Source organism: Stappia sp. TSB10P1A, assembly GCF_900185725.1.
Classification (GTDB): domain Bacteria; phylum Pseudomonadota; class Alphaproteobacteria; order Rhizobiales; family Stappiaceae; genus Stappia.
Window position 1 is genome coordinate 1 of record NZ_FYAU01000007.1, and the last position, 14349, is coordinate 14349.

The 14349-nt window shown below is 68.4% G+C and carries 13 protein-coding genes and 1 pseudogene; 6 read left to right on the forward strand and 8 right to left on the reverse strand.

The window, feature by feature from the left end; genetic code table 11:
- The 3 genes and pseudogenes from TSB10P1A_RS01315 to TSB10P1A_RS01325 form a co-directional block, all read left to right on the forward strand.
- Positions 1 to 389: pseudogene (locus TSB10P1A_RS01315) on the forward strand (glutathione synthase); the annotation flags it as partial.
- Positions 386 to 1000: a flavoprotein gene (locus TSB10P1A_RS01320; protein ID WP_186386105.1), complete on the forward strand. Its 615-nt coding sequence runs from the start codon at positions 386 to 388 to the stop codon at positions 998 to 1000. The pseudogene TSB10P1A_RS01315 and the gene TSB10P1A_RS01320, both read left to right, overlap by 4 nt.
- Positions 1001 to 1026: 26 nt before the next feature.
- Positions 1027 to 1734 carry a glutathione S-transferase family protein gene (locus TSB10P1A_RS01325; RefSeq protein ID WP_186386106.1) on the forward strand — a complete coding sequence of 236 codons (708 nt, stop codon included), beginning with the start codon at positions 1027 to 1029 and terminating at the stop codon, positions 1732 to 1734.
- A gap of 24 nt (positions 1735 to 1758) precedes the next feature.
- On the opposite strand, the gene TSB10P1A_RS01330 is transcribed toward TSB10P1A_RS01325, so the two are convergent.
- From TSB10P1A_RS01330 to TSB10P1A_RS01360, 7 genes are all read right to left on the reverse strand, one after another.
- Entirely contained in the window at positions 1759 to 3000 is a 1242-nt protein-coding gene (locus TSB10P1A_RS01330; RefSeq protein WP_186386107.1) for a MalY/PatB family protein, read from the reverse strand.
- Positions 2978 to 4036, reverse strand: coding sequence for an NAD-dependent epimerase/dehydratase family protein (locus tag TSB10P1A_RS01335; RefSeq protein ID WP_186386108.1), 1059 nt, complete (start codon positions 4034 to 4036; stop codon positions 2978 to 2980). The genes TSB10P1A_RS01330 and TSB10P1A_RS01335 overlap by 23 nt, the downstream gene beginning before the upstream one ends.
- A 90-nt stretch (positions 4037 to 4126) precedes the next feature.
- Positions 4127 to 5692 carry an ABC transporter ATP-binding protein gene (locus TSB10P1A_RS01340; protein WP_186386109.1) on the reverse strand — a complete coding sequence of 522 codons (1566 nt, stop codon included), beginning with the start codon at positions 5690 to 5692 and terminating at the stop codon, positions 4127 to 4129.
- Positions 5689 to 6555 (reverse strand): ABC transporter permease, encoded by an 867-nt coding sequence (locus TSB10P1A_RS01345; RefSeq protein ID WP_186386110.1) that lies wholly within the window; start codon positions 6553 to 6555, stop codon positions 5689 to 5691. Before TSB10P1A_RS01345 ends, TSB10P1A_RS01340 begins: the two co-directional genes overlap by 4 nt.
- Positions 6556 to 6558: 3 nt before the next feature.
- A complete protein-coding gene (locus tag TSB10P1A_RS01350; RefSeq protein WP_186386111.1) occupies positions 6559 to 7503 on the reverse strand; it encodes an ABC transporter permease in 945 nt (314 codons plus the stop codon).
- Between the two features lie 43 nt (positions 7504 to 7546).
- Positions 7547 to 9121, reverse strand: coding sequence for an ABC transporter substrate-binding protein (locus TSB10P1A_RS01355; protein WP_186386112.1), 1575 nt, complete (start codon positions 9119 to 9121; stop codon positions 7547 to 7549).
- Between the two features lie 336 nt (positions 9122 to 9457).
- Positions 9458 to 10210, reverse strand: a complete 753-nt coding sequence (locus TSB10P1A_RS01360; RefSeq protein ID WP_186386113.1) for a hypothetical protein — start codon at positions 10208 to 10210, stop codon at positions 9458 to 9460.
- 445 nt (positions 10211 to 10655) lie between these two features.
- On the opposite strand from TSB10P1A_RS01360, the gene TSB10P1A_RS01365 reads away from it, so the two are divergent.
- Genes TSB10P1A_RS01365 through TSB10P1A_RS01375 form a run of 3 tightly spaced genes read left to right on the forward strand, consistent with a single transcriptional unit; the run spans position 10656 to position 12182 of the window.
- Positions 10656 to 10826 carry a hypothetical protein gene (locus tag TSB10P1A_RS01365; RefSeq protein WP_186386114.1) on the forward strand — a complete coding sequence of 57 codons (171 nt, stop codon included), beginning with the start codon at positions 10656 to 10658 and terminating at the stop codon, positions 10824 to 10826.
- A 6-nt stretch (positions 10827 to 10832) separates the two neighbouring features.
- Entirely contained in the window at positions 10833 to 11201 is a 369-nt protein-coding gene (locus TSB10P1A_RS01370; RefSeq protein WP_186386115.1) for a DUF995 domain-containing protein, read from the forward strand.
- A gap of 21 nt (positions 11202 to 11222) precedes the next feature.
- The gene (locus tag TSB10P1A_RS01375) at positions 11223 to 12182 is read left to right on the forward strand and encodes a hypothetical protein (RefSeq protein ID WP_186386116.1); all 960 of its coding nucleotides are present in this window, start codon (positions 11223 to 11225) and stop codon (positions 12180 to 12182) included.
- A gap of 252 nt (positions 12183 to 12434) precedes the next feature.
- On the opposite strand, the gene TSB10P1A_RS01380 is transcribed toward TSB10P1A_RS01375, so the two are convergent.
- Positions 12435 to 14219, reverse strand: a complete 1785-nt coding sequence (locus tag TSB10P1A_RS01380) for a thiamine pyrophosphate-binding protein (RefSeq protein ID WP_208986990.1) — start codon at positions 14217 to 14219, stop codon at positions 12435 to 12437.
- Between the last annotated feature and the right edge of the window lie 130 nt (positions 14220 to 14349).

The following is a 14349-nucleotide window of genomic DNA, read 5'->3' on the forward strand; positions in this document are numbered from 1 at the left end:
TGCCCGAGGTCTCCAAGGGCGACAAGCGCATCCTGCTGGTCGACGGCGAGTTCGCCGGGGCGGTCAACCGGGTGCCGCAGGAGGGGGACCTGCGCTCCAACATGGTGCGCGGCGGCGCGGCGCGCGAGGCCGACCTCACCCCGCGCGAGCGCGAGATCTGCGCCCGTCTCGGTCCGGCCTTGCGCGAGAAGGGCCTGATCCTCGTCGGCATCGACGTCATCGGCGGCTATCTGACGGAGATCAACGTCACCGCCCCGACCGGCATCCGCGCCGTCGCCCGGCTCGGCGGACCCGACATCGCCGCCCGTGTCTGGGACGTGGTCGAGGCCAGGCGGGCCGGGCAGATGCCATCTCCTTCGTTCTCCCAACCGGAAAGGGTGCCCGCATGACACAGTCGCCGAATTCCTCGCTCCAGCCCGCGCCGCGTCTCCTTGTCGGGGTGTCCGGCTCGCTCGACTCGACGCTGCTGCCGGGTTACCTGCGCGCGATCCGCGAAGCGATGGCCTGCAGCATCACCGCGCTGCTGACGCCGACCGCGACGAAGTTCATCAACCCGGCGAGCACGGCGCTTTTCGTCGACCGGCTGATCTGCGGTGACGATCCGAAGGATTGGCCGACCGACAAGCCTGGCCGGATCGTACTCGATCACGACCTGCTGATCGTCCTGCCGGCGACGGCCAATACGCTCTCCGCCGTCGCGAACGGCAGTTCGCTGAACCGGCTGACGACCGTCATTCTCGCGGCAACCTTCCCGGTCGCGTTCTTCCCCGTCATGGGCGGCCCGATGTGGGAAAAGCCGGCGGTGCGGCGCAACGTGGCACGGATGCGCGAGGACGGCTACGCGGTGATCGAGCCCGTCTGGCGCGAGCACTTCGACCCGCTGATGGACAAGATGCACGGCCATTTCTCCCTGCCCGACCCCGATGACGTGGTGGCGGTGGTGCGCGGCCTGCTCGCGCAGGTCACGGCCGGGACGCCGCGCGCCGCCCTGCTGCGCTGACCGGCATGCCAAACGGGAAACCTGCCATGCAGACAATTCTCTACAGCCTCACCGGAGCCGACACCCGCCGGCACTATTCGCCGCATGTGTGGAAGATCATCCTGGCCCTGCTGCACAAGGGTCTGGAGTTCGAGCTGCGGGCGGTGAGCTTCGATGGCATCGCCGGGATCGAGGACGGGTCCTTCCGCAGCGTTCCGGTCCTCAACGACCGCGGCCATATCGAGGGCGACAGCTTCGCCATCGCCCTCTACCTGGAGCAGCGCTACGCCGACCGGCCGAGCCTGTTCGGCGGCGCCGGCGGCATCGCCATGGCCCGTTTCGTCGAGGCGTTCAGCAAGGAGATGCTGCACCCGCCGATCTCGGCCGCGGCGATGCTCGACATGCACGCTATGATGTCTCCCGCCGACCGGGCCTATTTCCGCGCCGCGCGGGAGAAGCGGTTCGGCAAGACGCTCGAGGCCCTGTTCGAGCCCCGCCACGCCGCGCTCGCCGACCTTCCGGCCCGCCTCGCCCCCTTGCGGGCGGTGCTGGCCCTGCAGCCCTGGTTCGGCGGCGAGAGGCCGCTCTTTGCCGACTACATCCTGTTCGGCGTGTTCCAGTGGGCCCGTGTCTGCACGCCCGAGCCAGTGTTGTCGCCGGGCGACCCCGTGCATGACTGGTTCGAGCGGTGTCTCGACCTGCACGGCGCGGTCGGCCGGTCGGTGCCCGAAGCCGAGGCCGCCACCGCGGCATGAGGCCGGCTGCCTCGCGGCCCGGTCTCACCGGGTCCGGCAGGCGGCAACGAGGGCATCGACCAGCGGATCGAGAAGCTCCGGCGCCGCCGCGAAGTTGAACCGCGCGAAAGCCGTTCCGCCCGGCAGGAAGCGCTCGCCCGCACTGAGCGCGATCCGGCCCCGCTCGAGCAGCACGGAGGCCGCCGGTCCGGGCAGGTCCAGCGCCGAGAGATCCAGCCAGGCCATATAGGTCGCCTGCGGGGCGGCGAAGGCGATGCCGGGCACCTCGGCGGCGAGGCGCCGCTGCACATGGTCGCGTGCCGCCTGCAGGTAGGTCCGCAGGCGGTCGAGCCATTCATCGCCCCGCGCCCAGCCGGCAAGCGTTGCCGCCACACCAAAGGCATTTGCCAGGCCGAGCCCCTTGAGCGGGATCCGCGCCGCGAACCGCTGCTTCAGCCCGCCCGAGCCGAACTGCATCAGCCCGGTCGACAGCGCCGGAATGTTGAACGCCTTCGTCCCGGAGACGAGCGTCACGGCGCGCGCGCCGATCTCCGCGCCCAGCGCGGCGAGAGGGACATGCGCGCGTCCGTCGAACACCAGGTCGGCATGGATCTCGTCGCTGACGACGACCATGTCGCGCGAAAGGCACAGGCTGGCGAGCGCGTCGAGCTGCGGGCGCGTCGCGACATGGCCGGTCGGATTGTGCGGGTTGCACAGGAGCAGGAGGCGCGTGCGGTTCGGCAGGCGGGCATCGAGTTCGGACGCCGAAAGCGCCGGACCCTGGCCGTCGGCGCGCATCGGCAGCGTCGCGACCTGGCGCCCCTGGTCGAGCACGGCTGCCCGGATCGGCGGGTAGATCGGCTCCTGGATCAGCACGCAGTCGCCGGGATCGGTGAAGGCGGCAACGCAAAGATAGAGCGCCTGCACCAGGTCGGCGACAGGCACCACGAGGTCCGGCTCGGGCTCGAACCCGTAAAGCGCCACCATCCGGGCGGCATGGGCAAGCGCCAGCGGGTGCGGCGCGCCGGTCGAAAGATGCGGCGGGGAGCCGTAGTCCCCGCGGGCGGCGACGTCGGCAATCGCCTCTTGCACGCAAAGCGGCGGCGCAAGATCCATCTCGGCGACAAAAGCCGGCAGCACGTCCTCGCCATGGGTGGCCCATTTCATCGACCGCCGCTGACGCAGCTCGGCCGGCGAGAGCCGGCTTTCGGGGGGCAGGAGCGCGTCGCCGAGCGGGGCGAAGGGCGGGCTGGGCGGCGCGTCCTCACGCGGTGCTGTCGGGTGCATGGTGGTCGCCTCGATCGGTGGACAGGGAAGAGGGCAGCGCCTCCGCAGACCGACCCGGAGCGAGCGCCGCGAAGGTGCGGGCGACCATCTCCTCGACGGGCGGCATGGCAACGCCGAGCGACTCGCGGCGGGTGAAGTCGAACCGGGTCGGCGGCTCGGGAGGTCCTGCGGCGGGCGCGGGCAGCGCGGAGGCCGGCACGTGGCGGGCGATGAGGCCATAGAGGTCCTGCCAGGTCCGGCTCTCGGTGATCGCGAAATAGCGGCCGCTTGCCTGCGGCTGGTCGAGAGCTGCCAGCACCATCCGCGCCAGGGCGTCCGGATCGGTAAGCGACATGGAGCCCGCCGGGACCTGCCGATGCCAGCCGGGCCGGCCGGCGGCGAGATCGCGCAGCATCGCGAGGACATGACCCTCGACGTGCCCGGGCAGCAGCGGCGGCCCGACCACCATGCTCGCCAGCAGGATCGACAGACGGATCCCGGCCGCTTGCGCGAAACGCTGGGCGGCCTGCTCCATCGCCGTCTTCTGCGCCGCTCCGAAGCGGCGGGCGGCAAGCTGCGCCGCAAGATCGGATACGTGATCGACCTCGTTCCGGACGACAGCCGGGTCCTGCGGATCGGCGCTGGCCGTGCTGGAGCACAGCACGACGCGGCAGATGTCATGACGATGCGCCGCCGCCATCAGGCCGAGGCAGGCCTGTTCGAGCGGCTGCACGAGCTCGGCGGCGCCGCGCCGCGGATCGAGCTCCGCCTCCGGGGTTCCGTCCGCCGCCTGTCGCCGCGTCGGGAAACAGGCGATGCACAGGGCATCCGCCCCGCGCAACGCCGGATCGAAAGACGCCGGGTCCGCCGTGTCGGCCGGATGCAGCCGCAGCCGCTGCGCCGCGCCGGGAAGGGCGTAGAGGCGGGAAGGCTCCTCTGCCGCGTGCCAGGTGGCGGCCACCTCGTCGCCGCGTGCCAGCGCGGCGCGCACCACATGGGCGCCGACGAAGCCGGTTCCGCCGGCAACGCATAGACGCAAGGGAGGGCGTTTCGTCATGTCGGCTCCCACAAGGGGCGAAGGCATCGGCTCCGCGCGTGGTCCAGTGTGCCGCTCCGGACCCGTCGGACCAGAGGCGCTGCGTGCATCTCATCCGTGCTCCGCACGCCCGCTCGCCACCCCGGCTCCGGCTCCAGGGCGCGACGCCGGCGCCGGGCCCCGGCGCTCCCCGTCAGGCAGTCGCATCAGCACACCCCCGGCAAGCGTGTGCCGCGCGCCGCCGAGCGTCGCCGCGACGGCCGGATCATGGGTGACGAGCAGCAAGCCCGCGCCCCGGCGCACCAGATCCGCGAGCAGCCGCACGATCTGGTCACGAGTGTCGGCATCGAGCGCCGCGGTCGGTTCGTCGGCCACCAGAAACGCCGGCGCGCGCGCCAGCGCGCGGGCGATCGCCAGGCGCTGCGCCTCGCCGCCGGACAGAACGGCGACCCGGCGGCCAAGGAAATCTGCCGCCACCGGCAGTCCGACCTGCGTCAACAGGCGTGCGATCCGATCATCCGTCGCCGCGCGCGCGGCGCGGCTCGGCCAGGGCCAGACCCGCGCCGGCCGCCGCTCCGGGGCCTGCAGCACCTCGGCGAGCACCTCGCGCACCGTGAAATGCGGCGCCATCGCGCGGTGCGGATGCTGGCTGACCAGGGCGCAGGCCGCGCGCGGCAGTGTGAGATGCCGGCCCTTGCCGCTGCCCTCTTCCCCTTCCAGGACCGTAACCTCGCCCTGCTGCGGCGCGATCAGCCCGGCAGCCAGCCGCGCCAGCGTCGACTTGCCGCTGCCACTCGGACCGCACACCGTGGCGCAGCCGCCGGACGCGATGGTGATCGACACCCCGTCGAACAGGCAGCGGTTGCCAACCGCGTGGCTGACCGCCTGCAGCCGCAGCCGCGCGGTCGCGCCTGCCCGGCATGGGGCGGATCCGGCCACGTCCCGCAGCACCGTTGCCGGAGGACGCCGAGCGGGCAGGCCCGGCTGCAACCGACCGTTCTCGAGCCAGCCGGCGCGTGCGGCGAAGCGGGCAGCGAGATCGCGATCATGGGTGATGAGGATCTGCGCCCGCTCCTCCGCCCGCCTGGCGAGGCTGCGCAGCGCGCGGTCGCGGCTGGCGGGGTCGAGCGAGGCCGTCGGCTCGTCGAGGATCAGCACCCGCGGCCGCGGGATGAGCGCGAGGGCGAGCAGCACGCGCTGGATTTCACCACCGCTGAGATGGGCTGGATATCGGTCGTGAAGCACCTCGGGAAGATCGTAGTCCAGGCAGATCTCGCGCACGCTCCGCCCATCGCTGCCATGCACCGCGAGCATTTCGGCAACGTGGCCGGCAACCGTCAGATGCGGATTGAGCGCATCGCCGAGCCCCTGCACCACAAGGCCGATGGCGCGCCCGTAGAGGCGGCGCAGGCGGCGGGGTCCGGCGGCGAGCATGTCCGTGTCGCAGACGCGGGCCGCGCCGGCCCAGCGGGCCCCGGCGGCCGGCCGGCCGGCAAGCGTTTCGCGCGCGGCGGGCCTGCCCGGCAGAAGCCCGGTGAGCAGCCGGGCGAGACTGCTCTTGCCGCAGCCGGACGGCCCGAGCAGGGCATAGGTCTCGCCGGGCGAGACCCGCAGGTCGATGCGGTCGAGCAGCAGGCGTCCGCCGATGGCGAGCGACAGGTCGGTTACCTCGATCATGCTTCTGCCTCGGCGGCGGTGCGGCCCGACGGGTCGCCGGAGAGGCGCTGTATCGTCAGCAGGAACAGGGCCAGCGTCACCGCCGGAGGCAGCATCAGCCAGGCCCAGGCCGGCGTGGTGAGGTGGCCAAGGGCGTCCTGCATCATCCCGCCCCAGGTCGGCAGTTGCGGATCGACAAGTCCCAGAAAGCCCAGTCCGGCGGTCTTGAGCGCCGCCCGCCGGACGCTCTCAAGCGCCAGCGCCCGCAGTTCCGGGGCGATCGGCGGCAACAGGTGCCGGACCGACAGGTAGAACCAGCCGTAGCCGACCAGCCGTGCCTGCTGCAGGCTCTCGCGGGTGAGTTCGCGCAGGATCAGGGCGCGCACCACCCGCACGTCGTCGTGCCAGTTGGTCAGGGCGAGCAGCAGCACGAGGGTGACGAGGCCCGGCTCGAGCGAGGCGGCCACCACCAGCAGGATCAGGATCGAGGGCAGGATCTGCAGGATGTCGACCAGACGCAACACCAGTGCCTGGACGATCCGGCCGCCGCACGCTGCGGCAAGACCGCCGAGGATCGCGAGCGCCAGCGTCGCCGCCGCAGCCAGGAACGCGATGGCGATCGAGTTCGGCGTTGCCGCTAGCAGGCCGGCCAGCACGTCCTGGCCGATATCGTTGGTGCCGAGAGGATGGGCGAAGCCGGGCGCCATGAGGATATCGGGCCCGGTCGCCGGCGGCGGCAGGCCGATGCCGGACACCAGCAGAACGACCGCGATGGCGAGACCAAGGCCCCGGCCCAACAGGCGGCGAAGCGCCGGTCGGCGGCCGGCCGGGCCGCGCTTCGGCGAATTTCGCTGGCGGCCAGGGGCCGGAACGCTGCAGACCATGGCTCAGCCCCTGCGCGCCAGCCGGCCGGCCAGTCCGTCGAGCAGCGCGTTCAGGACCAGGATCGCTGCGGCGAGACAGATCACCGCTCCCTGCAGAAGCGCAAGGTCGCGGGCGCGGATCGCCTCGTGGATCACCAGGCCGATGCCGGGATAGGAGAACACGATCTCGACGAACAGGACGACGGAGAACTGGCCGGCCAGCGTGTCGCCGAGACGCCCTGCCAGCACCGGCGCCAGGCTGCGGGCGAGATAGGTGACGCGCAGCCGCCAGCCGGCGATGCCCCGCGCCCGCGCGTTGATCACGAAGGGCCGCAGCGACAGGGCAAGAGTCGCGCCGCGGCTCAGAAAGAAAAAGCGGACGATCTCGTGGGTGGCAAGCGCCAGCGCCGGCAAGGCCGCATGATGCAGCACCCCGGCAATCCGGACGAGGGGATCGGCGGGGGGAAGCAGCGCCTCCGCCCCGCCCAGCGGAAACAACGGGACCGCGACCGCAAGAAGCCACAGCAGCAGGATCGAGACGGCGTAGGGCGGCACGCTGCCCAGCGCCGACAGGCCGACGAGAAGGCCTCGGCCGAGCGGTCGCTCCGGGGCAAGGCCCGACTCGATGCCGAGCCAGGGCCCGATCAGCAGATAGATCGGAAAGGCGAGCAGCACGAGCAGGCTCGTCCACGCAAGGGCACCCGCCACGACCTGCGACACCGGCGCGGCATGGGCCACCGAAAAGCCGAGATCGCCGGACAGGAGCGCCGCGCAATAGGTCAGAAACTGCTCGCCGAGCGATCCACCGAGGCCCATCTCCTGCCTCAGCGTCTCGCGCTGCGCAGCCGCAAGCCCGAGATCGAGGTCCGAGGCCCGCTGCAACTCGACCGGATCGCCCGGCATGAAGCGCGGCAGCAGGAAGCCGAGGGCGACGACCAGCAGCAGGGCGAGGGCCCGGTCGAGGACCATTCGGCCGGCACGAGACGGGAAGCCTGCCGCCACATCGGCCTCCCTAGAGCGCGCCGGGACGGTAGAACAGCGACCTGTGCAGCGGGCTCGGAATGCCGATGGCGACGCCATCGGCCGGCATCACCGGCACAACCCGCGGCGAGTGCCCCGTCATCCACACGGGATCGACCAGCATCAAGGAGGGAAGCTGGGCGAGATAGAGATCCTCGAACTGCCACAGGATGCGCTGCCGCTCGTCCGCATCGAGCGCCTCCGACTGGCGCCGGAGCAGGTCGCGCAAGTCCTGATCGCCGGGAAAGCGGTCGTGGCGCCAGTCGTCACCGACGATCCGCCGGCCGATCCCGTTGGGATCGCCGAGCGTGCTGGTCGACGCAAGGGCGAGGTCGAACTCATCGGAGGCCAGGCGGTCCTGCAGGGCGCCTTGCTCCAGCACCGAGAGGGCGACCTTCAGCCCGAACCTCGCGAACTGGTCGGCCAGCGTCACCGCCAGTCGGCGCATGTCCTCGCCGACCACGAGCCGCAACGTGTCGGGCGCGCCCTCCGTCTGCCAATTGCCAGCCGCATCGCGCGTCCAGCCGGCCTCCGTCAGGAGACGCTCGGCCTGCTGCGGATCGAACGCATAGCCAGGCAGCCCGCCATCCCGAAGCCAGCGCGAGCCTTTCTGGAAATAGCCGGCCTCGGCGACCTGCGCATGGCCCTGATAGGCAATGTCGGCGAGCGCCTGCCGGTCGAGCGCGTGAGCCAGCGCGCGCCGCACCGCGAGCGGGGCCAGAACCGGATTGCGGTGGTTGAACAGCAGGCGCACCGGATGCCCGCTCGAGGTTTCGATCACCAGCTTGCCGGCCGCTGTGACCTCTGCGGCCTTCGCCGGCATCAGGTTCGGCACGATGTCCGCCTCGCCGCGGATCAGCGCCAGCGCAGCCGCCTCGGGCGCGAGCCTGGTGATGACGACCGTGCTGAAGCGCGGCGGCCCCGCCCGATGGCCGGCAACCGCCTCCAGCCGGTAGCGCCCCTGCGCCTTGTCGAAAGTCGCCAGCCGGTACGGTCCGCTGCCGGTCGCCGCCTCCAGGCTGGCGAACCGCTGCGGATCCTCGATGTCGCGATAGACATGGGCGGGCAGGACCGGCATGCCGGCGAGCACCTCGCCGACAAAGCCGGCATCCGGGCGCGTGAGCGTCAGGCGGAGCCGGGCCTCGTCCAGCGTCACCGCCTCGCCGATCGCCTCGACGGAGACGAAGCCGTGCCGGTGCCGGCGCAGATAGTCCACCGTGAAGGCGACGTCCTGCGCGGTGAGCGGTTGTCCGTCCTGCCAGCGCGCCGAGGGGTCGAGATCGATGTCGTAGACGAGGCCGGCGCCGCTGGCCTGCCAGTGCAGCGCAAGGCCGGGCACGAAGGCGCCGGTCTCGTCCTTCTCCACCAGCGTGTCGAAGAGGAACCCGGTGTAGATATAGCCCATGCCGTCGCGCCGATGAGCGAAGGGCGCGAGCAGGCCGCGATCGCCGCGTGGATCGGCGATGACGAGCGGCGCCTCCGGCTCGGCGCGCAGCGCCGACGGCCCCGCTGGCAGGGCGAGGCTTGCGGCAAGTGTCAGAAGAATACCGGCGAGTGGTTTGAACATCGCGAATGGCCCCCGTCGCGCCCGTGGGCGGGCGCAGGCGCGTCGGAACCGCGGCGGGAGGCCGGGTCGCGCGCAGGAATCTGTCGCTTCGGTCTGGCTGGCGATGATCGCGAGGGATCGACTGGCTGGGCAGCGGGCGGCGGCGCGCAGCATGTCTGCATGCCGGCCGGGACTGCGCCCGAAAGCTGGTTTTGATTAGCGCCTCGAACCCGAGGGGACCAGTCGGATGAGATGAGGACAGCCCTCGCAAAAACCGAGGGCCTGGCCTGCCGCTCCGGAACGATCCGGCCCGAGAGCCGGATTCGGCTGACTTCCGCTGACTTCGGCGACAGCCCCCTACTCGTCCACGCGGATCGTGATCTGGTCCTCGTAGAGCATGAACCGCTCCTCGCCGGACCGCGTGGCGGTGAACACGACCGCCCGTGCCGGCGTCGCGCCGCCGCAGGATCGGCTGATCCGGAACCCGACGCCTCCGTCCGACCAAATGCCCGTGGCGAGTTCCGGAAGGTACTCGAACGTCTCTTCCCAAGATGGTGGCTGTTCGCCGCAGCGTCCGCGCTTGGCATGGATCACGACCGACTCGCCAACCCTCACCTCGGAAAGCTCGCGCCAGTAAATGCGCTCACCGGTCATGTCGATGACCGGCTCGCCGGCCTCCGGCTTCTTCCGCACGGCGACTTGAGGCTCCGGTTTCTGCCAACCGATCAATCCGATCCCCATGCCGCCCACCAAGACAATCGCAACGGCGATTACAGCGGCAATCGGCCAGCGGCGCGAGCGACGGGACGCGCCGACGGTGATCCGCGGCGCAAGCTCCTGCAAGTCCGTGGCGTCGCCGTTCTTGTCGTTACCCTGCTCATTGGAGGGCTTGCGCCGTTGAGCCTCTTCGTAAAGCCGATGCCAATGCGGCAGGATATCGTCGCCGTCCTCGATCTGGAGCAACAGAGTCAGAAGCCGGAAATTGCGGCGATTGGGAACATGGACACCCTGACGCCAGTTGTTCAGGCTCTTGAGCGCCGTTTCGTGGGCCCCGTCCGTCCTCTTCCTGGTGAGGGCACAGTAGTCGCTGGCGAGGCTGCCGTTGTCCACGTGCCCCCGCTCCATGCACAAGGCATCGAATAGCCTGTGCCATTCTTCAATGCTCTCAAGTCTGCGCCCCATGCAGCCCCCAGGCCTGACCCTCGTCCGTCCTTTTTAGCCAGCACGCTGAAACCGGTCAACACTTTGATAATTATCGTTTAATTTCCTTGTCTTCCGATTTTTCCAAGCCTTCCAAGTTGGTAGATGACGCCGAATGCCGTCCTCCCTAAGAGCATGGTCGGGCAGCCCGTCACACGGGCTGTTGCTGGGCGCCTGCTTACAGGTTGAGGGTGGGCGGCTTGGACAAGCCATACGGAAACCGGGAACCTCCATGACCAGCCGACACAGATCTTTTCTACGGCCTGCCGCTCTTCTCCTGGGTGGCCTTCTCGTCACGGCGGCGGGGACGTCCAGCGCACTCGCCTGCCGGGGTACGGCAGAATACCCCGCGGTCTTGCAGCAGCTTGCCGCCGCTTCACTGGCCGCCAAGCGCAAGGCCGAGCTGACGCGGCAACTGGAAGAGGGCCGCGTCCTGCACGACCGCGCCCATCGGCAGAATGACGCGGGTGCCATGCGGGAGTCGCTGAAGATCCTCGACCGCATCAAAGCCGCGCTGCCGAGGTAAGCGATGATGTTCCCGAGACTGTCACGCTTCGGCGTGGTTTTCGCCGTGCTTTTCGCGCTGAGCCTGATGGCCTGTCAGACCGCGGCGGCCGATAACGGCAACCGCCTCACCGCCGAACAGGTGCGCAGCGCCTTCATCGGCCGCGAATGGAGCCAAGGCCAGGGCACCTTCCTGTTCTCCAGAGACGGCACCTATCGCTATGCCGACAGCCGGATGACCGCCCAGGGCACCTGGCAGATAAACGACAACGGCGTCCTGTGCGCAACCAACAGCCATTCGGGCGTGCGGACTTGCTACACCTTCTACCGCGACGGCAATGGATACCGGTACTGGCACGACCGCGAGCGCCGGTACTGGCCTGCCTATCTTCGTTGATCCACGTTCAGAGGGAGAGCAATGAAAAACGTCTTCCTGGCGGTTCCCGTCGTTGCGGCGATCTTCGCGGCGCTCATCAGCGGATCCGCGTTCGCCGCCGAGCCAAGTGAGAGGCAGATAAGAAACGCATTCACGTTCGATATTCCGCCGGTGTGGGACGTTAGAGACTTCAAGGTCGAAGCAACGCAAAACTTCGGAAGCAACATTGAACCGCTGTACAAGAGCCGGTTCAACGCGTCTATTGAAGTCAAGGAAGATACATTCGAGCCGCTGGGGCATCTGGGAGATGTCTTAGTGTTGCGTCAGGTGCTTCCGGCGGGCCACGCCGTCAAGGTCTATGGCATTTCGTCCGCAACGCTCAATCAAGGGCAATGGGTGTTCGCATTCGATCTGCAGGGATCGCCCTTCGCCGCTGTTGGGGAGCCTCGCGGCGCCTTCTCTGGCCTTGCCGTGGTGCAAGGCTCGGACGAGCATACGGCTCTTGCGGCCCGTATCGAGCAAGAGCGGCAAGCCGCATTGGAGGCGGAGCGGAAGAGGGCTGCAGAGGAAAGGAAGGCGTGGGAGGAAGCCGAAGCTGCGCAAAGGAAACGCGCCGCCGAACATTTTTCATCGGTGGAACGCGTTCTTACGAGCGGGGTTGTCCTTCAAGGTGTCTATATTGACGAGGGCACGTTAAGTCGCCAACGACACCAGATCGAAGTGTCTTTTAGCGACTACGATGCAGCAAGCGGCACCTTCAAAGCGCGTATGACATGGCAGTCCGGTGCCATCTTGGCGCTGGATGGCAAGGCCGATGACAAGACGCTGTCAATGGTGGAAACTGCGTGGATTGCAAATCCAAGAGGGTCTGGCGTTGCCTTCCAAAGGTATGACGGAACCATATTGGGTCATGGGATAGATGGAATAACCTGCAGGAACGCGAATTTTGACGGACAATGCTCCGCCGCGGCAAGCCGATTTTCTCTAGGATTGCCGGAATAGCCATGAGGCGATGGTGGTTTGACCTTGCCCTTGCCTGCCAATCCAGCTCGAGGTTCGTTCTGGCCGTATCGAAAGGACCAGAACTGTAGTGCAGCCGTTTCGACGAGGAGCAGGAGGCGGGCGTATATGGCCGCTTCCCGGTAGATAAAAAGCGGGCCACGTTGGTGTGAGACGTGACCCGCAGTTGGTTCCGGGACAGAAGGCTGGGTCAGGGCTCCGGAACTCCGGGAGCTTTAAACAGCCGGATCCGGATCAAAGATCCGGAGAGATCTTCCAGTCACGCAGCTTGTAGACCGTGCCCGGGCGTGGACGGGGCTTGTCCTCGGTTTCGCGCATGCGCCGCTTGAAAGAGTGGATAGGGGTTGCCCGGTCATCGATGCGCACCTCCACCACCGACGGCCCGTCATGGGCGAAGGCCTCGTCGAGGGCCGCACCAATGTCCTCAGGCTTCTCCACATAGATGCCCTTGAGCCCAAGGCCCGCCGCCGCAGCGGCATACCCTGGAACGCTGCTCTGGCTTTCCAGCTCGCAAGACAGGACATTCTTGAAGAAGATCTCCTGCCACAGCTGAATCCAGCCGAGCTTGCCGTTGTTGATCACCACATTGACCACGCGCTGATTGTACTGGGCCTGGGTGGCCAGTTCGCCGATGGTGTAGGAGAACGCGCCATCGCCCGCGACCGTGACCACCCGCGCCCCCTCCGGGGCAATGGCCGCCGCGCCAATCGCGCCGGGAACCGAATAACCAAGACCGCCCTGCCCGCGGGCAAATAGGAACTTGCGTCCCGGTTCGCGCGCCGGAATATAGCCGGAGATCCAGCCTGCCGAAAATGACGCATCGGAGACGACAATATCCTTGTCCCCCAGGCGCTTGTCGATTTCCGCCATGACGCGCGGCGGCAGAACCGGGATCTGGTCGGAGCGCATTTCCTCCGCCTTCGCCGCGTCGCACTCGGCCTTCGCCTCGGCAATCCGGGCCATCCAGTCCGGGCGGCTGTCCGCCATGCTCTCGCCAAGAGCTGCATCCAGCGCGGTAATGATTTCGCGCACATCGCCCAACAGCGGCACGGTGGGGCGGAAAGTGCGCCCGTGTTCGAGCGGATCAAAGTCGATGGTGATCGTCGCCTGGTCCGGCTTGGGCAGGGTCCAGTTCATGCCCGTGTTCTGGCTGACCTTGGAGCCGCACCAGATCACCAGATCAGCCTCCTGAATGAGATCGATGGCGGCTTTCGAGCCGAGCGGATTGAGCACCCCCGCCGCGTAGCTCCGGGTTTCAGGCACGGAGCCCTTTCCCGACAGGCTGGTGACCACCAACGCCCCGAGACGGTCGGCGAAGGCGGTGACTTCCTTTGCTGCATCCGAGCCATGCACGCCGCCGCCACAGACCAGCGCGGGGCGCTTGGCCTTGCGGATCAAGGCGGTTGCGGCGGCAATATCGCCATCGGGCGCGGTCGAGCGCAGGTAGGGAATGCGTACGCTGCGATCATCGACGGTCGCCAGAAGCGTGTCCATGTCCCAGTCCGCATCGAAGATATCATGGGGAATGATCAGGGCGACCGGACCAGGCCGCGGGGCAGTGGCAATGCGCATGGAGGTGCGGATCAACTCCGGCAGCGCAGCAACCGACGGCACCAGGAAGGCTTCCTTCGAGCAGGTCTTGAAGAAGGCCAACTGGTCGAAACCCTGGCTGGCGATGCCCTTTTCCTTCAGCGGCAGCCAGTCGAGCGGCAGTTCCCCAATAATGCCGACCAAGGGAATCGAGGCATTCAGCGCCTCCAGAAAGCCTGCGGGCAGGAGATTGGCGCCGGGACCGACGGTCACGTCGCAAATGCCCGGCTTGCCGGTCAGGCGGGCATAGGCATCTGCCGCATAGGCGGCGTTGCGCTCGTCGCGCATGAGGATATGGCGGATACGGTCGGAGCGCCGGGAAATCCCGTCATGCAAAGCTGTGGTTTGCCCGCCGGGCATGCCGAAAACATACTCGACTCCGGATCGCGCCAGCATTTCCGCAACCAGATCTCCGATATGTGGTGCCATTGTCATTCCTTTCCTGTCATTTGACAAAGCTTGACCATTCCGCCGCCAGTCGAGGCGGAGGGTCCTTTGGGGTCACGCTAGAGGCCCATCTATGTGGGCTGTTGGTGGTGGCGGCCTGGTCCTTGAGCAA